Raw genomic sequence first — 17,222 nt, 5'->3', positions numbered from 1 at the left:
CGAGGGCGGGGAGCCGTACGAGGCGCGGTTGGCCACCGGCGTCGTACAACCGCAAGGTTTCGGGGCCGCCGGTGATGTCACGGCTGGTGATGAGGTCGTCGAGGGTGACGCACAGGATTTCCGCAGACCGCAGACCGCAGACCGCAGACCGCAGACCGCAGGCCCGGGCCGGCCGACCTGTAGGTGGCCGCGGACTCGGCCAGCTGGGGGCTGCGGCGAGTCGGGCCGGCGGCGCTCGTCGGGGGCGGCGAGCAGGACCGCGGCCTGCCAGGGGTCGAGGCGGGAGGCGATGAGCTGCGCGTTGCGCGGCTGCACGCGATCACTTGATGTTCGGCCGCTCCCTAGGCGGTATCGCCCCCGCCGGTTTCCTGCCCTCCACCCCCGTACCGCCGCTCGAACTGAGCGATCCGTCCCTCCGTGTCCACGGTGCGGGCCTTCCCGGTGTAGAAGGGGTGGCTCTCCGAGGAGATCTCGACGTCCACGACCGGGTAGCTCTCACCGTCGTCCCATTCGATGGTCTGGTCGCTCGTCGCGGTGGAGCGGGTGAGGAACGCGTATCCGGCGGCGCGGTCGCGGAAGACGACGGGGTGGTAGTCGGGCTGCTTGTCCTGCTGCATGGGTGCTCCTTGGTGGGGAGTGGCGGGACCGGTCAGCCGGACAGCGAGTCCTCGTCGACGATGTGCATCGCGGCCTCCTCGGCCGAGGCCGCGGCGCCGTCGATGCCCACGTCCGAGGCGATGAGTCCGCTCTCCTCGTCCTCGTGCGCTCCTTCGCCGGGGGCCACCAGGCGGCCGGAGCGAAGGTCGCCCACCTCGTTGTCGAGGGGCTCGCCGTCGGTGCCCTGGCAGTCGCCGATGCCGTCTCCGTCGGGTTCTGTGATGTCGGGAAGTTCCTCCGCGAGGCGCTGGTCCAGGGTCTCGCCCTCGTGGCGCTCCGCAGCGGTCACCCCGGTGTGCTCCACCGCCCACGGCCGCTCAGGCGGCGACCAACCCCGGTCGAGGGGATCGCCGACGCCGTCGGCGAGCAGCGTGTCCTCGGCGTCGAGCAACCCGGCGTCGTCCTGTACCTCGGATCCGTCGGGCTGGTAGACGTCGTCTCCCCATCCGTCGGCGCTGTCCACGGCTACCTCCAGGGGGTGCGGGCGGGGTCCGCTGCCGCCGCGTTCGTCGGCGGGCGCGCGGGCCACGGGACACGGGTGTCGCCCCGCGCGAACCGGGTGGTTCGCCAGAGTCCCCCGAGCCGTTGTCCACTTCCAGCCTTCCACCCCCCTTCGGCACTGCGCAACGCCACACGGTCCGACCATGGGAACGGCCCGCCCACGAACGGACGGGCCGGAGGCCGAAGCGGCCTCGCCCCTTACAGAAGGGACGGGCGCCGACGCGGCCGCACCCGGGACGGAGCCGCACCAAGCCCGGCTCGCTCACCCGTGCCAGGACCGCCACAGCGCTGCGTACGCACCCTCCGCCGCGACCAGCTGGTCGTGGCTGCCCAGCTCGCTGATCCGGCCGTTCTCCACGACGGCGATGACATCCGCGTCGTGCGCGGTGTGCAGCCGGTGCGCGATGGCGACCACGGTGCGGCCGTCGAGCACGCGGGCCAGCGAGCGCTCCAGATGGCGGGCCGCGCGCGGGTCGAGGAGCGAGGTCGCCTCGTCCAGGACCAGCGTGTGCGGATCGGCCAGCACCAGCCGGGCCAGCGCGATCTGCTGGGCCTGGGCCGGAGTGAGCGCGAGCCCGCCCGAGCCGACCTCGGTGTCCAGGCCGTCGTCCAGCGTCCGGGCCCAGCCGTCCGCGTCGACCGCGCCGAGCGCGGCCCACAGCTCGGCGTCGTCGGCACCTGTCCGGGCGAGCAGCAGGTTGTCACGCAGGGAGCCCACGAAGACGTGGTGCTCCTGGTTGACCAGGGCCACGTGGGAGCGCACCTCCTCGGCGGGCATCTTGGCCAGTTCGGCGCCGCCGAGAGTGATCCGGCCGTCCCGGGGCGCGTAGATCCCGGCGAGCAGCCTGCCGAGCGTGGACTTGCCCGCGCCGGACGGGCCGACCAGGGCGAGCCGGGTGCCCGGCGCGACCTCCAGGGAGACCTTGCGCAGGACGTCCACTCCGGCTCGGTAGCCGAAGTGCACCCGGTCCGCGTGCACGTTGCGCCCGTCCGGAGCCACCCCCGGGTCGCCCGCGGCCGGCTCGATGTCCCGGACACCGACCAGTCGGGCCAGCGAGACCTGGGCGACCTGCAGCTCGTCGTACCAGCGCAGGATCAGGCCCACCGGGTCGACGAGCATCTGCGCGATGAGCGCGCCCGTCGTCAGCTGGCCCACGCCGATCCAGCCCTGGAGGACGAAGACCCCGCCGATCATCAGGACCGAGCACAGCACCGTCACATGCGTGAGGTTGATGACCGGGAAGAGGACCGACCGCAGCCAGAGCGTGTACCGCTCCCACGCCGTCCACTCCTTGACCCGGCGGTCCGACAGGTCGATGCGGCGCTCACCCAGGCGGTGCGCCTCGACGGTGCGCCCGGCGTCGACCGTCTCGGCGAGGACGGCGGCGACGGCGGCGTAACCGGCGGCCTCCGAGCGGTAGGCCGATGGCGCCCGTGTGAAGTACCAGCGGCAGCCGACGACCAGCAGCGGCACAGCGACCAGTACGGCGGGGGCGAGCGGTGGCGCGGTCACGGTGAGTCCGCCGAGCAGCAGCGCCGCCCACACCACACCGATGGCCAGCTGCGGCACGGCCTCGCGCATCGCGTTGGCGAGCCGGTCGATGTCCGTCGTGATGCGGGACAGCAGGTCGCCCGTCCCGGCCCGCTCCAGTACGCCCGGCGGCAACCCCACCGATCGTACGAGGAAGTCCTCGCGCAGATCGGCCAGCATCCGCTCGCCGAGCATGGCGCCGCGCAGCCGTACCTCTCTGACGAACACGGCCTGTACGACGAGCGCGGCGACGAACAGTGCGGCGATGAGCTCCAGATGGAGCTCGCGCGTGTGGTCCGAGACCCGCTCGACGACCGCGCCCAGCAGATAGGGCCCGGCCATCGAGGCTACGACGGCCACGGTGTTGACGGCGATCAGGAGCAGGAAGGCCCTGCGGTGCCGTTGGAACAGCTCGGCCACGTAGGCGCGTACGGTCGCGGGCGCGCCGACGGGCAGGGTGTTCGCCGTCGTCGGGGCGGCCGGGTCGTACGCCGGTGGCGCCACGCCGATCATGCGGTCTCCTCGATTTCTTCCAGTACGCCCTCAAGAGCGGCTTCTTCGTCGGTCTCCCGGGTCACCACGGCGCGGTATCGCGGCTCGCTGTGCACCAGTTCGCGGTGCACGCCGACCGCCGCGACCTCGCCGTCGTGGACCAGGACGACGCGGTCCGCGTGGTCCAGGAGCAGCGGCGAGGAGGTGAAGACCACCGTCGTGCGCCCGGCGCGCAGGGCGCGCACGCCGTCGGCGATCCGGGCCTCGGTGTGCGAGTCGACGGCGGACGTCGGCTCGTCCAGGATGAGCACCTCGGGGTCGGTGATCAGCGACCGGGCCAGCGCCAGACGCTGGCGCTGGCCGCCCGACAGGGAGCGTCCGCGTTCGGTGATCCGGGCGTCCATCCAGTCCTCGGCGTCCATCGACCCCTGGGCGAGCGCGTCCAGGACGTCGCCGCACTGCGCGGCGGCCAGTGCGGCCTCGGCGGTGACGGAACCAGATGCGGGCACGTCGAGCAGCTCGCTCAGCGAGCCGGACAGCAGTACCGGGTCCTTGTCCTGGACGAGGACGGCACTACGGGCCGAGTCCAGCGGCAGTTCGTCCAGCGGTACGCCTCCGAGCAGCACCGAGATGCCCTCGTCGGACGGGTGCCCACCCAGCCGCTCGGCCAGCAGCCCCGCCGCGTCCGGGTCGCCGCACACCACGGCGGTGAGCCGTCCGGCGGGTGCGAGCAGCCCGGTCGCGGGGTCGTACAGATCGCCTTCCGGCACCTCCGCCGAGCGGGATCCGTCGCTGTCCATGGCTCGTTCGAGGGACAGCACCCGGGCGGCCCGCTTGGCGGACGGGCGGGAGAAGGAGTAGGCCATCGCGATCTCTTCGAAGTGTCGCAGTGGATAGGTGAGCAGCATGACCGCGCTGTACACGGTGACCAGTTCGCCGACCGTGATCCTGCCGTCGCGGGCCAGATGCACGCCGTGCCAGATGACGGCGATCAGCAGCAGACCGGGAAGCAGCACCTGGATGGCGGAGATGAGCGACCACATCCGGGCGCTGCGCACGGCCGCCCGTCGAACCTCCTGGGAGGCAAGCCGGTAGCGGTCGAGGAACAGCTCCTCGCCGCCGATGCCACGCAGTACGCGCAGGCCCGCGACGGTGTCCGAGGCCAGTTCGGTGGCGCGTCCGGCCTTCTCGCGTTGGAAGTCGGCGCGCCGGGTGGCGCGGGGCAGCAGCGGCAGCACGGCGAGCGCCAGGACGGGCACGCCCACGGCGACGATCACGCCGAGCGCCGGCTGGTAGACGACCAGACCCACGCAGACCAGCACCACGGTGAGCCCCGCCGCCATGAACCGCGACACGGCCTCGACGAACCAGCCGATCTTCTCGACGTCGCCGGTGGAGACCGCGACGACCTCACCGGCCGCGACACGCCGCGTCAGCGCGGGGCCCAACTGGGCGGTCCTGCGGGCCAGCAGCTGCTGGACACGCGCGGCTGCCGTGATCCAGTTCGTGACCGCCGCGCGGTGCAGCATGGTGTCGCCCAGCGCGATACAGACACCGCAGAGCACCATCAGCCCGCCCGTCAGAGCGAGGTGGCTGCCGGAGCGGTCGACGACGGCCTGGATGGCCAGGCCGACACAGAACGGCAGCCCGGAGACGGCCACGAAGTGCAGCAGACCCCAGGCGAGGGCCTTGAACTGCCCGCCGAGCTGGTTCCGGAAGAGCCACCGCAGGAATCGGGGACCCGAGCGCGCGTCCGGCACACCTGGGTCGGGATACGGAAGGTCTTGAATCTGCATGACGTCCCAGTGGCTCGTGTCAGGGAGTGGAGGGGGCCGCGATGTCGGCAACCGGCCAGCCATGAAGGCCGGCAACAAACCGTGAAAGGTTCGCGTCACAGCGTGGTCGAAAGCAAACGATTTTCCGCCGCGGGGCAAGCAATCGGCCTCGACCGCCCGTGAAGGGATGAGAAGCGGAGGCGGGTGGTCGGTCCTATAAGTGGGTAGTGCGACGATGGACCGCATGCGAAGGAACGGTGCGATACGTGCGGGGCTCGCCGCGACGGCATGTGGTGTCCTTGCGGCCGTCCTTTCGGCCTGCGGTGGCTCGGGCGGCGGGAGCGGGGCGAAGAGCCAGGGAGGGTCTGGCGGGAAGGCCGTCCAACCCCCGGCGCGTAGTGTCGATCTGCAACGCATCCCCGAGGTCGGCGACCGGTTGCAGCAGCGGATCCCCTCCGACTCCCGCCAGGTCGTGGCGGTCTACGGGGAGGGTGAGGACTCCGCGGACTCCACGGTCGTGCTGTACACGAAGACCGGCTCGACGTGGGACAAGACCCGCAGATGGGCCGCGCACAACGGGAAGAAGGGCTGGACCCGCGATCACCACGAGGGCGACAAGCGCAGTCCCGTCGGCGTGTTCACGCTCAGCGACGCGGGCGGTGTGCTCGCCGACCCGGGCGCCCATCTCCCGTACACCCGGTCGGCGTCGTTCCAGGCCCCGCGCGACTGGGCCAAGTCCCACTGGCACGACTTCGACTACGTCATCGCCATCGACTACAACCGCGTCAAGGGCACCGCACCCAACGATCCGACCCGACCCGACGGCCAGTCGAAGGGCGGCGGAATCTGGCTGCACATGGACCACGGCAGCGGTACGTCGGCATGCGTGAGCCTGTCCAAGTCGGCCATGGAGTATCTGCTGCGCACGCTCGACCCGAATCAGCATCCTGTCGTGGTGATGGGGGACGAGGCGGACCTGAACTCGTAGCCCCGGAGCGCCCTTGCGGGACGGGCCAACTGCCCCGTAGAACACGGCACATGAGAAGACGGCTCATCATGTCCATGCTCGCCGGGGTGACCCTCGTGGCGAGCGCCTTCCTTGGGTCCGACCCGGTCTCGGCGACCCAACTCGCGGACCCGCCCGCCGAGTTCGGCACCGACTGGCACGACCCCCTGACCGCCGCCCCGCCGATCAGCAAGCCCGCCACCAAGTCCTGCGAAGTGACGGTCGCCGAGACGCAGTTCCGCGACTTCACGCCGTACAGGGGCGCCTACACGCCGCCGAGCGGCTGCGGTGACCGCTGGAGCAAGGTCGTGCTGCGGCTCGACGGCAAGGTCAAGGGACGGCAGTTCGACCGGCTCGGCTATCTGCACATCGGCGGCGTCGAGATCTTCCGTACATCCACTCCGGAACCCTCGCCCGACGGCATCCAGTGGTCCGTCGAGAAGGACGTGACGCGCTACAGCGACACGTTCCGGCAGAGCCGCGACGTCGAGATGCTCATAGGGAACGTCGTCGACGACACCTATACCGGCGTCCTCGACGTCAAGGCCACGCTCACCTTCTACGCCGCCGAGAAGCCCTCCACGAAGCCCACCGAGAACCCCGGGGCGAAGCCGGCGCAGCAGCCCGCCGAGCCGTCGTCGGCGACGACCCCCGACCGCGTCCTCACCCTCCGGAACGGCGCCCTCACCACACCGCGCAACAGCGAACGTATCGTCGCCGAGGTGTACGCGACCGGATCCGGCGGTGGCTGCGAGGAGTACTGGTACCTGACGGTGCCGGCCTCCGCGCCGTACTCCTGCCAGGCGGACAAAGGCCCCTACCGCGAGGTGCAGATCAAGGTCGACAATCAACTCGCGGGTATCGCCGAGCCGTTCCCGACCGTATGGACCGGCGGATGGTCCAACCCCTTCCTCTGGTACGTGATTCCGGGCCCACGCGTCTCAAGCCCATCGAGTACGACCTGACACCCTTCGCCGGGCTCCTCAACGACGGCCGTCCGCACCAGGTCGACGTCTCGGTCGTGGGGGTGCCCGAGGGGCAGACCGGCTGGAGCACCCCGGTCAACGTCCTGGTCTGGCAGGAAGCGAAGCGTGCGCACGTGAGCGGTGCGCTGACCGAGGCAAGGGCAGGCGACCTCGCCAACTCGTCGGCGTACACACCGGGTTCGGAGAATCGACTCGACACCGAGGGCGGGCACCGGCTGACGGTCGCCGGGTATGTCGACACCTCGCACGGCCGGGTGGAGACCACCGTCAGCCGCACGCTGGCGAACACCTCCGTGCACCGCTGGACGGACGGCGAGAACACGGACGGACTCGAGGCCACCTGGACCGACGACGAGACGGTCACCGTCGACGGACGCGGACCGGTCAGGACAACGCGCACGCACCGCACGTACGCGATGGACGGAACGACGACGCTCGGCGCGGACGACCGGCTGCGGACCGTCCTGACACTCGGCGACCGGGCGACCGTCGTGGAGACGCGCGCCGGGCGACGCACCATGTGGTCACGGTTCGACGACTCCTACACGGGCGACGCGACGTATACGGCGAACGTCCCGCGCGACCAGCGTCACGCGGTCGGTACGACGAGCGAGCGCTATCGGCTGTACGGCTCGGCCGGGTGCCACGACCGGAGTCTGACCACCGTTCAGGGAGTTCTGACAGAGGACCGCGGCGGCTGCGGAGACTCCTGAGGGGGCCGGTGAGGCTCCCGAGAGGGGACTGCGTCTCTGTTCCATGATTGATGCTGACCAGCAAGGGCATGGCGGGCGTGCCGGGTTCGGGGTTCCTCGCGCTGTCGGCGACCGCGTCCTGCCTCGGCGTCATCCCCGCCGGAGCCGTCGCGCTCCTCCGCGGTGTCGACCGGATCATGGGCTGGATGCGCGTCGCCACGAACCTCCTCGGCGACTGTGTCGTGGTCTTCGCGATGTCCCGCTGGAAGGGCGCGCTCGACACGGAGCAGGCCAAGAAGGTGCTCGACGGGGAGATCGCGTTCGTGCAGGACGAGGGCGAGGGCGAGGGCGAGGACGGGCCGGTGGCAGGGGCGGAGGTGCCTGCTCGGCCCGAGCCGGCTGCGGCCGACGCCGCTCGGGACACCCGGCTCGACGCACCCGTCCAGACGGCCAAGGAGCCCGCGCCCGAAGTCGGTTGAGGCTCCCGGGACGGGCCGCGCGCTCCACCTCCAGCAATACGGAGTGGGAGCCACGGCCCGTCGCGTGGTCCATTCCCGCCTCGCACGTGCGAGGCGCCGATAGGCACATCGAACGGGCGCGAGCCCACGAAACGCGGACTCCTCGCGGCTGGCCGACTCGGCGAGTTCGTCTCGGAGCATGCGGCAATCGCCCGCGAAGGCGCAGAACCCGGCGTCGTCGGGGAGACCAGCTCCTCGGCACAGACCTCCCCCGGCGCGCGCGGCTGTGCCTCACCGCCCGAGTGACGCATGGGCTACCGCTTCAGCAGCGGTGCTCCACGCTGGGCACGCCATCCACCAAGGTGTCCAGCAGTCCGCCGAGCACCTCGCGCTGCTCGTCCGTCAAGGGAGCCAGGATCTCCTCCGCGGCGGACCGGCGCGCGCCGCGCAGCTCCCGCAGCGCCATGCGCCCCTCGTCCGTGACTTCGATGCGGATCACCCGCCGGTTGGTGGGATCGGGGACCCGGCGCACCTTGCCGCTCGCCTCCAGGCCGTCGACCAGGGTGGTCACGGCACGGGGCACCACTTCGAGGCGCTCGGCAAGATCGGCCATGCGGGGCGGCGCGCTGTAGTGCGCGAGGGTGCGCAGCAGCCGGGACTGCGCCGGAGTGATGCCCAGCTCGCGCTGCTCCAGATGGCGCTTCTGGATGCGGTGCACACGGCGGGTCAGCCGCAGCAGCTGCTCGGCGAGCAGGCCGTCGGCATCGGGGGTGCTCATGTGGGAACAATATCAGGACCTGGTTCATTGTGAGTATAGGTAACAATGAGCTATGCTCCGTCAGTCGTCGTCGCCCCTCGACCCGAGAGGCGCTCTCACCACCCCGTAGGAGCCCATGCGTCCCGACCAACCCACCTGGACCCCGCCACCTGCCGACGCGGAACAGCCGCGGCAGGTGCGTCGCATCCTGAAGCTCTTCCGGCCGTACCGCGGCCGCCTCACGATTGTCGGCCTGCTGGTCGGCGCCGCGTCCCTCGTCTCCGTCGCCACGCCCTTCCTGCTGAAGGAGATCCTGGACGTCGCGATCCCCCAGGGCCGTACCGGCCTGCTGAGCCTGCTCGCGCTCGGCATGATTCTCAGCGCCGTCCTCACCAGCGTCTTCGGGGTGCTGCAGACCCTCATCTCCACCACCGTCGGCCAGCGCGTCATGCACGACCTGCGCACCGCCGTCTACGGCCGGCTCCAGCGCATGTCGCTAGCCTTCTTCACCAGAACGCGTACGGGCGAGGTCCAGTCGCGCATCGCCAACGACATCGGCGGAATGCAGGCGACCGTCACCTCCACCGCCACCTCGCTGGTCTCCAACCTCACCAGCGTCGTCGCCACCATCGTTGCGATGGTCGCCCTGGACTGGCGGCTCACCGCCGTCTCGCTGCTCCTGCTGCCGGTCTTCGTATGGATCAGCCGCCGGGTGGGCAATGAACGCAAGAAGATCACCACCCAGCGCCAGAAGCAGATGGCCGCGATGGCTGCCACGGTCACCGAGTCGCTCTCCGTCAGCGGCATCCTGCTCGGCCGCACCATGGGCCGTGCCGACTCACTCACGAAGTCCTTCGCGGAGGAGTCCGAGAGCCTGGTCGACCTCGAGGTGAGGTCGAACATGGCGGGGCGCTGGCGCATGTCCGTCATCGGCATCGTCATGGCCGCCATGCCCGCCGTCATCTACTGGGCCGCGGGCATCGCGTTCCAGGTGGGCGGTTCCGCCATCTCGATCGGCACCCTCGTCGCCTTCGTCTCGCTCCAGCAGGGCCTGTTCCGGCCGACGGTCAGCCTGCTCTCCACCGGCGTCCAGATCCAGACCTCGCTCGCGCTCTTCCAGCGCATCTTCGAGTACCTCGACCTGCCCATCGACATCACCGAGCCCGAGCGCCCGGTCCACCTCGATCAGGTCAAGGGTGAGATCCGCTTCGAGGGCGTCGAGTTCCGCTATGACGACAAGAGCGGCCCGATCCTCGACGGCATCGACATCACCGTCCCCTCGGGCGGCAGCCTCGCAGTCGTCGGCCCGACCGGCTCCGGCAAGTCCACGCTCAGCTATCTGGTGCCCCGGCTGTACGACGTCACGGGTGGCCGCGTCACGCTGGACGGCGTCGACGTACGCGACCTGGACTTCGACACGCTCGCGCGCGCGGTCGGCGTCGTCTCCCAAGAGACGTACCTCTTCCACGCCTCGGTCGCCGAGAACCTGCGCTTCGCCAAGCCGGACGCCACCGACGAGGAGCTGTACGCGGCGGCGCGCGCGGCCCAGATCCACGACCACATCGCGTCCCTGCCCGACGGGTACGACACGGTCGTCGGCGAGCGCGGCCACCGGTTCTCCGGCGGTGAGAAGCAGCGTCTCGCCATCGCCCGCACGATCCTGCGCGACCCGCCGGTGCTCATCCTCGACGAGGCGACCAGCGCCCTGGACACCCGCACGGAGCACGCCGTTCAGCAGGCCATCGACGCCCTGTCGGCCAACCGCACCACGGTCACCATCGCACACCGGCTGTCCACCATTCGGGGCGCCGACCAGATCGTGGTCCTCGACTCCGGCCGCACGGTCGAACGCGGCACGCACGAGGAGCTGTTGGAGCAGGAGGGGCGCTATGCCGCGCTTGTCCACCGGGACGCCCAACTGGCGCCGACAAGATGACGATATGCCGGGTTTGATGGCATTCGCGCGTTAACGTGCCCGCATGCAGATGAACACTCCGCCACGGAGCACGATTCGACTGACGCGCCGGGGCCGGATCGCCCTCATCGCGACCGGAGCCGTCGTGGCGGCCACCGCCGTGGCGGTGCCGCTGCTGACTGTGGGAGGCGGCGCGGACGCGCCCCCTGCGTCCCTCGTCATTCCGGAGGGCTGGCGGGCCAGTCAGGTCTACGCGGCCGTCGACAAGGCCCTCCGGGTGCCCCCGGGCACCACCAAGAAGTCCCTCGGAAAGGCCAATCTGAAGCTGCCGAACGACGCCGAGGGCAACCCCGAGGGCTACCTCTTCCCGGCGACGTATCCGATCGACAAGAAGGCGACTCCGCAGTCGCTGCTGTCGTTCATGGTCGACACCGCGAATCAGAGGTTCAACAAAGCCCCTGTCGCCGCCGGGGCACAGCGCAACGCGATGAACGTCTATCAGGCGATCATCATCGCGAGCATCGTCCAGGCCGAGGCGGCGACCAAGGCGGACATGGGCAAGGTGGCCCGGGTCATCTTCAACCGCCTGGAGCGGGGCATGCCGCTGCAGATGGACTCCACCATCAACTACGCGCTGAACCGTTCCACCCTGAACACCAGCCAGAACGACACGACGCTCAACAACCCCTACAACTCGTACCAGCGCATGGGCCTGCCGCCCACGCCGATCGCCAACCCCGGCGAGGACGCGATGCGTGCCGCGACCAACCCGCCCCTGGGGGACTGGCTGTACTTCGTGACCGTCAAGCGGGGCGACACCCGCTTCACGGCCAGCTACGAGGAGCACGAGAGGAACGTCGCCGAGTTCAACCGGGTCCGTAGCAGCGCGTCCCACAGCGCTGCCCCCACCGGTTCCCCCACCGGTTCCCCCACCGGTTCCCCCACCGGTTCCCCCACCGGTTCTCCCAGTGGTTCTCCCGCCGTCACCCCCACGGGGACCCCCAGGGGCACCCCCACCGGCTGAGCGGCCGTACGGGGCGTCAGACGATGACCGGCACTCCCGCCAGCAGTCGCCTGATATCCCGTACCGCCGCGCGTCCGGCCCGGTTGGCGGCGATGGTGCTGGCCGAGGGCCCGTACCCGACCAGGTGGATCCGCGGATCGGCGACCGCGCGCGTCCCCTCGACGCGGATACCGCCGCCCGGCTCGCGCAGTCGCAGCGGCACCAGATGGTCGATGGCGGCCCGGAAGCCGGTCGCCCACAGGATGACGTCGGCGTCCACGTGACGACCGTCGTCCCACTCGACGCCGTCAGGCGTGATCCGGTCGAACATCGGTCGGCGGTCCAGTACGCCGTCGTCCAGGGCCTGCCGGATCGCCTCGTTCAACGGCAGTCCGGTCACCGAGACGACACTCTTGGGCGGAAGCCCCTGGCGGACGCGTTCCTCGACGAGCGAGACGGCGGCCCGGCCGAACTCCTCGGTGAAGGGACCCTCGCGGAAGACGGGCGGGCGCCGTGTCACCCAGGTCGTCTCCGCCGCGTAGGGGGCGATCTCCATCAGATGCTGGGTGCCGGACGCGCCGCCGCCCACCACGACCACCCGCTGACCCGCGAACTCCTTGGGACCGGGGTACTGCGCCGTGTGCAACTGCCGCCCCCGGAAGGTTTCCTGGCCCGGGTAGCGCGGCCAGAACGGCCGGTCCCAGGTGCCCGTCGCATTGATCAGCGCCCGCGCCGACCACGCACCGTCGTCGGTCTCGACCAGCAGCCGTCCACCGGAACCCTCCCGTACGGCCTTGACTTCGACCGGCCGCCGTACGCGCAGGTCGAAGGTGTGCTCGTACCGGTCGAAGTACTCGGCGATGACCTCGGAGGAGGGACGCTCGGGGTCCGCGTCCGTCAGTTCCATGCCGGGCAGGGAGTGCATCCCGTGCACCTTGCCGTACGTCAACGACGGCCAGCGGAACTGCCAGGCGCCGCCGGGGTGCGGTGCGTGATCGAGTACCGCGAAGTCCCGTTCGGGCTCGAAACCGGTGCGCCGCAGGTGATAGGCGCTGGACAGGCCGGCCTGTCCAGCGCCTATGACGATGACATCGACTTCGCGCGTGCGTACCCCGGTGTTGTTCACGCATCTACTAACCGGACCGGGGTCCGGTATCTTCCCGGAGGGGGCTGCCTGTGAGGCACCCGACGAGCCCGTGTCAGCGGCCACCCGCGACAAGCAGAGGCGCGCCACCTCCCGCGGCCGTACCGGGCGACAGCCCCCGCGCCGTCAGATCCGGGATCACACCCTCCCCGAACCAGTACGCCTCCGCCAGGTGCCCCGGGCGGCACCACATGGCGTACGAGCCCCCACCGCGTGAGCCCGAGCGACTTCCCGGCCTCGATCAGGGATACGCCAGGGCGCCGCCGCGTCACGAACTCAGCGTGAACACATGTGAGGCGGGACGCGCGGGTGGGGCGGAGCTCAGGCGGGAGAGAAGACGGGTGAAAGGGCGTCAGCGGCCGCGGCGGCACGCGGCGGAGGCCACTCGTAGCAGGTCGCTGTGACCGCGCGTGGTGAGCAGGGCTGAACGCAACATGCGGCAGAAAGTGGTCAGCTGGTGCGCGTAGGGTCAATGGCCTCGCGCGGACCCTCGTATCACCGTACGGGCAGGGTGTGTGGAGGCGGAACGCGACGTATGCGCGGTCGGGTCGGCCCCGGAACCCGGCGTATGGGCGAGGATTGGGGCATGTCCGATGCCTTCAGTACCCGTGTCCTGAACGTCGCCACTGGTTCGGCGGAGACGGTCGTCGACCTCACCCGCGACTGCGAGGCCTTCTTGCGGGAGGCGGCGGCCGGCCGCGACGGCCTCCTGAACGTCTTCGTGCCCCACGCGACCGCCGGAATCGCCATCATCGAAACCGGCGCCGGCAGCGACGACGACCTCCTCGCCGCCCTCCACTCGCTGCTCCCCGCGGACGACCGCTGGCAGCACCGCCACGGCAGCCCCGGCCACGGCCGCGACCATGTCCTCCCCGCACTCGTGCCACCACACGCGACGCTGCCGGTGCTGGGCGGGCGGCTGGAGTTGGGGACGTGGCAGTCGGTATGTCTGGTCGATACGAATCGGGACAATCCCGGCCGTCAGGTGCGGCTCAGCTTCCTCGGGTGATGTGCCGGGTCTTGCGCCGCAGCGGTTGGTGCCATGGGGGCTGGGTGGTTGTCAGGCAGGTGTCGAGCCGGTCATTGAGGTGAGGGCGCGGGGGAGGGCGAAGTCGCGGTCGTACAGGGTGTCGCGGAAGCGGATGCGGCCCTACTCCGGCGCGAACGCGCCGCCCGTGATCTTGGCGGCAAGCCCGAGTCGGCAATAGATCTCCATCGAGCGCGCGTTGACCAGCCGGGACCGGGGAAAGGGTGAGAGCTCGCCGTGTTTCTCGACCAGCAACGCCCGTACGCCCCAGCGTTCCAGCAGCGCTCGGGCGGTGAGCCCGACCGGCCCGCCACCGACGATCAACACCGCCACCTCGGCGTCTGCTACGGGCATGAGATCAATTTTCGGCACCCGGCAGCCGCCCGCAAAGTCGGCGCGGGAGGCGCATGTCCTGGGCGCCGAGAGCCGCCAAAGGCGAGCGGAGGCCTCTGACCTGTGGAGCGGCGCGCATTCCAGCCTCCCGGCGGGGCTCGGCGGACGCTCTCGCCGGGGAAGGCCGGCTGCCGGTCGCCGCACGTTTACCGGCGCCGGAGCCTTGGAGAGGAGACACCGCGAACCGAAGCCCCGCCGTACCGCCTTCGGTGAGCCGTTTCTGTCCTGGGCGCCGGGGACCTTTCCCTCGTGTCACCGGAGCCCGGTGCGCCGCAGGTCTGTGCCGAAGAGTTCGGAGAGCCGATCGCCCACAACGGGAGCGATGGCCTCGGCGTAGGCCTCAGCCATGTGGCTGTCATCGCGGTAGACGAACGTGTTTTCCACGGCCACGGGGCAGTTGCCCGTACGGGTGCACAGCCAGGGCTCCGGGTCGATGACCGCGGTGCGGGTCGACCTCGCCGCCTCCATGATCGCGTCTCTGCGGGTCTGGTCCCTGATCGCCTGCGGGATGCGGTTCGTGCAGCGCTCCAGTCGCAGCGGGTACAGGGCCGCGCAGTCGACCGCGTCACCCTTCGGCCAAGGAGTGTCGAGGATGGCGGCCACCTGGGCGCCGGTGCCCGCGAGAGTCTGGAACGTGTCCCGGAACCCCGTGGTCCAGCCCCGCAGGGGATCGCTCATCGCCTCTGCCGGGTTGCCCGCGTCCGAGGACGAAACGATCACCAGTGAGGGACGGAGATCTTGGATCTTTGCGAGCGCCTTGCTTCGCCATGCGTCGCACGACGTGTACGGCTTGCCGTCCTGGACGACAGTCACCGCGGCCACCTTGCAGGATGCCTTGGTCAGCGAAACCAGTTTCCACCCGTGCGCCGACGCGAGCCGGTTCAGCGCCGGGAACCATTGGGCCGCGTGGGAATCGCCGAACAGTACGACGGTCTTGTCCGAGGAGCGGCTCCCGTAGGCGCAGGGCGGCGTACGCGTGCTGGCGTAGCTCACGTGGCACCCGTCCCGATAGATCGCGGACTTCGTGTCCTTGATCTCGGTGAGTGCCGGCGCGAGGTTGCTCGGCAGGCGTGTGGCCGAGGCATCCAGGAGTTCTGCCAGACGCGACTGCGGGTCCAGTGCGGTCGCGAGAGTGTCCTTCAGCGTGGGCGCGGGCGCACCGGAGTCGATTGCGGGCGGGAAGGCCGCCGCGACCAGGGACATCACGGCGGCGCCCACCGACAGGCCGAGGCCAAGCCCCAGTGCCCGGCCGTGCCGGCCGCGAAACGCTGTGTGGAACCGCACCGGATTCTCGACCAGATGCACGGTGGCCCACGCCATGAGCAGGGCGATCGCACTGAGCACCAGCGCCAGCCACACGGTGGCGGGTCTGCCCAGCGCAATCGGTCCGATGAGCAGCAGCGGCCAGTGCCACAGATACCAGCTGTACGACAACCCGCCGAGCCAGGCCACCGGCCGTCGCGAGAGTAGCCGTCCGGCGCCGAATCGGGTCGGCGAACAGCCGCCGGCCAGGAGGAGTGCGGCTCCCACAACCGGCAGGAGCGCGTGATATCCGGGGAACGGCGTGTCCTGGTCGAACCGGAGCGCCGACAGCATCACGCAGGCCAGGCCGGTCCATGTCATCGGCGCCGAGAACCTGGGGGGCAGTTGTTCCAGCCGGACGACGAACAGCGCGAGGAGGGACCCGACGCCCAGTTCCCAGATACGGGTGTGCGGACCGAAGTAGGCCCAAGGCGGCGAGCTCTCCGTCACGGACACGCTCAGTCCGAAGGAAATCAGGCAGAGCGCGACGAGCGGCGCCACCACGAGTGCGCGTCGCCGGGCCAGTTTCCAGCTGAGCAGGAGCAGCAGCGGCCACAGCAGATAGAACTGCTCCTCGACGGCCAGCGACCAGAAGTGCTGGAACGGCGACGGCGGGCTGCCCTGGGCGAGGTAGTCCGTGCCGGTGATCGCCAGCCGAAAGTTCACCGCGTAGAGAGCGCTGCTGAGCGCATCACCCACGTAGTCCGCGAAACGAATCTTCGACAGGAACAGCCAGGCACCGCCAAGCGCGGCGACGACGACGAGTGTCGATGCCGGAAGCAGGCGCAGCGCCCGGCGGGCGTAGAACTTCCGGATCGAGATACCGCCCGTGGCGCGAAGCTCGCGCGACAACAACGAGGTGATCAGAAATCCGGAGATCACAAAGAAGACATCGACGCCGACATAACCCCCGCTGACCACGCGCACCCCGGCGTGGGAGAGAACGACCAACGAGACCGCCAGGGCGCGGAGCCCCTGGATGTCCGGCCGCAACGCATGCTGCGTCACGGTGCCGTCGTGCGGTGGGGTCCGGAGCCCGTCCGGCGCCGGGTTCGGCATCAGCCGGCCCGAGTGCCACGGGGTGGCGGTCGTCAACGGATCTCCTCATTTCGATTCCTGAGCGGATCGCGGGAATTCTGGGCCACACCGACAAAGGGAGACCATCGACCGTGTGGAAAGGTTGCACCCCGACCGCTCCGTAGCCCGTGGAACTCTCGCACGTCATGTGCTGTCCGGCCGCGTCGAGGAGTTGTTGTGATCCCCGTCACAAGGGGCTCCGGTTATCGCGAAACGCGGCCGTCAGATGCCGGGCCCGGTCTTGATGAAGCGGTGATCGATCTCATTCTGTCGCTTCAGGAAATTGCGTACTGCCTGGTCAGCGCATCGCGGGCGGAAATTAGTGCCGTCGCGTCCGGATGTGTGCGCCGTGCTAAAATTGCCCGAGTTGCGGTTGCGATCCCCGTAAATTCCGAAAGTGAAATGTTGCTTATGTGGAGTTTGCCTTTTTAGTGCGGGGGAGTGTGGCCTGCTTCTTTTGGTCCCAGTCGTCCCAGTCTTAAGTTCGGCTCGTTCTTGCAATTCAT

15 protein-coding genes and 3 pseudogenes are annotated in these 17,222 nt (G+C 70.0%); 8 read left to right on the top strand and 10 right to left on the bottom strand.

The window, feature by feature from the left end:
* Positions 1 to 341: 341 nt before the first annotated feature.
* The 4 genes from OG390_RS07310 to OG390_RS07295 all read right to left on the bottom strand — a co-directional run bounded on the left by OG390_RS07310 (position 342) and on the right by OG390_RS07295 (position 4,977).
* On the bottom strand, positions 342 to 617 hold the full coding sequence (locus tag OG390_RS07310) for a type B 50S ribosomal protein L31 (protein ID WP_406165989.1): 276 nt from the start codon (positions 615 to 617) through the stop codon (positions 342 to 344).
* 32 nt (positions 618 to 649) lie between these two features.
* Positions 650 to 1,120, bottom strand: coding sequence for a DUF5709 domain-containing protein (locus OG390_RS07305; protein WP_399088644.1), 471 nt, complete (start codon positions 1,118 to 1,120; stop codon positions 650 to 652).
* A 300-nt stretch (positions 1,121 to 1,420) separates the two neighbouring features.
* Positions 1,421 to 3,202, bottom strand: coding sequence for an ABC transporter ATP-binding protein (locus OG390_RS07300; RefSeq protein WP_406165987.1), 1,782 nt, complete (start codon positions 3,200 to 3,202; stop codon positions 1,421 to 1,423).
* Positions 3,199 to 4,977, bottom strand: a complete 1,779-nt coding sequence (locus tag OG390_RS07295; protein WP_406165985.1) for an ABC transporter transmembrane domain-containing protein — start codon at positions 4,975 to 4,977, stop codon at positions 3,199 to 3,201. The genes OG390_RS07300 and OG390_RS07295 overlap by 4 nt, the downstream gene beginning before the upstream one ends.
* Before the next feature lie 223 nt (positions 4,978 to 5,200).
* Here OG390_RS07295 and OG390_RS07290 point away from each other — a divergent pair, with 223 nt between their 5' ends.
* The 4 genes and pseudogenes from OG390_RS07290 to OG390_RS07275 all read left to right on the top strand — a co-directional run.
* Entirely contained in the window at positions 5,201 to 5,944 is a 744-nt protein-coding gene (locus OG390_RS07290; protein WP_406165983.1) for a L,D-transpeptidase family protein, read from the top strand.
* A gap of 50 nt (positions 5,945 to 5,994) precedes the next feature.
* Positions 5,995 to 6,927 carry a peptide-N4-asparagine amidase gene (locus tag OG390_RS07285; protein WP_406165981.1) on the top strand — a complete coding sequence of 311 codons (933 nt, stop codon included), beginning with the start codon at positions 5,995 to 5,997 and terminating at the stop codon, positions 6,925 to 6,927.
* On the top strand, positions 6,858 to 7,661 hold the full coding sequence (locus OG390_RS07280; RefSeq protein ID WP_406165979.1) for a hypothetical protein: 804 nt from the start codon (positions 6,858 to 6,860) through the stop codon (positions 7,659 to 7,661). Before OG390_RS07285 ends, OG390_RS07280 begins: the two co-directional genes overlap by 70 nt.
* A 47-nt stretch (positions 7,662 to 7,708) precedes the next feature.
* A pseudogene (locus OG390_RS07275) lies at positions 7,709 to 8,119 on the top strand (cation:dicarboxylate symporter family transporter); the annotation flags it as partial.
* 301 nt (positions 8,120 to 8,420) lie between these two features.
* On the opposite strand, the gene OG390_RS07270 reads toward OG390_RS07275, so the two are convergent.
* Positions 8,421 to 8,876 (bottom strand): MarR family winged helix-turn-helix transcriptional regulator, encoded by a 456-nt coding sequence (locus OG390_RS07270; protein WP_399088459.1) that lies wholly within the window; start codon positions 8,874 to 8,876, stop codon positions 8,421 to 8,423.
* Between the two features lie 115 nt (positions 8,877 to 8,991).
* Between OG390_RS07270 and OG390_RS07265 the strand changes: the two genes are divergently transcribed.
* On the top strand, positions 8,992 to 10,791 hold the full coding sequence (locus tag OG390_RS07265; protein WP_406165977.1) for an ABC transporter ATP-binding protein: 1,800 nt from the start codon (positions 8,992 to 8,994) through the stop codon (positions 10,789 to 10,791).
* A 43-nt stretch (positions 10,792 to 10,834) separates the two neighbouring features.
* A complete protein-coding gene (mltG, locus tag OG390_RS07260; protein ID WP_406165975.1) occupies positions 10,835 to 11,794 on the top strand; it encodes an endolytic transglycosylase MltG in 960 nt (319 codons plus the stop codon).
* Positions 11,795 to 11,810: 16 nt separating this feature from the next.
* On the opposite strand, the gene OG390_RS07255 is transcribed toward mltG, so the two are convergent.
* The 3 genes and pseudogenes from OG390_RS07255 to OG390_RS07245 all read right to left on the bottom strand — a co-directional run.
* Positions 11,811 to 12,899: an NAD(P)-binding domain-containing protein gene (locus OG390_RS07255; protein ID WP_406165973.1), complete on the bottom strand. Its 1,089-nt coding sequence runs from the start codon at positions 12,897 to 12,899 to the stop codon at positions 11,811 to 11,813.
* Positions 12,900 to 12,972: 73 nt separating this feature from the next.
* Positions 12,973 to 13,092: pseudogene (locus tag OG390_RS07250) on the bottom strand (alkanesulfonate monooxygenase); the annotation flags it as partial.
* Positions 13,076 to 13,162, bottom strand: a pseudogene (locus OG390_RS07245) (ABC transporter permease); the annotation flags it as partial. The pseudogenes OG390_RS07250 and OG390_RS07245, both read right to left, overlap by 17 nt.
* Before the next feature lie 341 nt (positions 13,163 to 13,503).
* Between OG390_RS07245 and OG390_RS07240 the strand changes: the two are divergent.
* Positions 13,504 to 13,926 carry a secondary thiamine-phosphate synthase enzyme YjbQ gene (locus OG390_RS07240; protein WP_406165971.1) on the top strand — a complete coding sequence of 141 codons (423 nt, stop codon included), beginning with the start codon at positions 13,504 to 13,506 and terminating at the stop codon, positions 13,924 to 13,926.
* A 141-nt stretch (positions 13,927 to 14,067) separates the two neighbouring features.
* On the opposite strand, the gene OG390_RS07235 is transcribed toward OG390_RS07240, so the two are convergent.
* Together OG390_RS07235 and OG390_RS07230 are read right to left on the bottom strand one after the other, a co-directional pair.
* Entirely contained in the window at positions 14,068 to 14,298 is a 231-nt protein-coding gene (locus OG390_RS07235; RefSeq protein ID WP_406165969.1) for an FAD-dependent monooxygenase, read from the bottom strand.
* Positions 14,299 to 14,589: 291 nt separating this feature from the next.
* Positions 14,590 to 16,734, bottom strand: coding sequence for an acyltransferase family protein (locus OG390_RS07230; RefSeq protein WP_406165968.1), 2,145 nt, complete (start codon positions 16,732 to 16,734; stop codon positions 14,590 to 14,592).
* Positions 16,735 to 16,893: 159 nt separating this feature from the next.
* Between OG390_RS07230 and OG390_RS07225 the strand changes: the two genes are divergently transcribed.
* Entirely contained in the window at positions 16,894 to 17,148 is a 255-nt protein-coding gene (locus OG390_RS07225) for a hypothetical protein (protein WP_406165966.1), read from the top strand.
* The last annotated feature ends 74 nt before the right edge of the window (positions 17,149 to 17,222 follow it).

This window comes from Streptomyces sp. NBC_00996 (genome assembly GCF_045162675.1).
Lineage (GTDB): Bacteria > Actinomycetota > Actinomycetes > Streptomycetales > Streptomycetaceae > Streptomyces.
Note: the sequence above shows the minus strand (reverse complement) of the source record. Positions and strands in the feature narration are given on the sequence as shown.

Bases quoted from the DNA above. Each gene is read 5' to 3' on its own strand.
- OG390_RS07265 (WP_406165977.1), top strand. From the start codon at position 8,992: ATGCGTCCCGACCAACCCACCTGGACCCCGCCACCTGCCGACGCGGAA.
- OG390_RS07240 (WP_406165971.1), top strand. From the start codon at position 13,504: ATGTCCGATGCCTTCAGTACCCGTGTCCTGAACGTCGCCACTGGTTCG.
- OG390_RS07280 (WP_406165979.1), top strand. From the start codon at position 6,858: ATGGTCCAACCCCTTCCTCTGGTACGTGATTCCGGGCCCACGCGTCTC.
- OG390_RS07270 (WP_399088459.1), bottom strand. From the start codon at position 8,876: ATGAGCACCCCCGATGCCGACGGCCTGCTCGCCGAGCAGCTGCTGCGG.
- OG390_RS07235 (WP_406165969.1), bottom strand. From the start codon at position 14,298: ATGCCCGTAGCAGACGCCGAGGTGGCGGTGTTGATCGTCGGTGGCGGG.
- OG390_RS07310 (WP_406165989.1), bottom strand. From the start codon at position 617: ATGCAGCAGGACAAGCAGCCCGACTACCACCCCGTCGTCTTCCGCGAC.
- OG390_RS07295 (WP_406165985.1), bottom strand. From the start codon at position 4,977: ATGCAGATTCAAGACCTTCCGTATCCCGACCCAGGTGTGCCGGACGCG.
- OG390_RS07290 (WP_406165983.1), top strand. From the start codon at position 5,201: ATGCGAAGGAACGGTGCGATACGTGCGGGGCTCGCCGCGACGGCATGT.
- OG390_RS07300 (WP_406165987.1), bottom strand. From the start codon at position 3,202: ATGATCGGCGTGGCGCCACCGGCGTACGACCCGGCCGCCCCGACGACG.
- OG390_RS07285 (WP_406165981.1), top strand. From the start codon at position 5,995: ATGAGAAGACGGCTCATCATGTCCATGCTCGCCGGGGTGACCCTCGTG.
- mltG (WP_406165975.1), top strand. From the start codon at position 10,835: ATGCAGATGAACACTCCGCCACGGAGCACGATTCGACTGACGCGCCGG.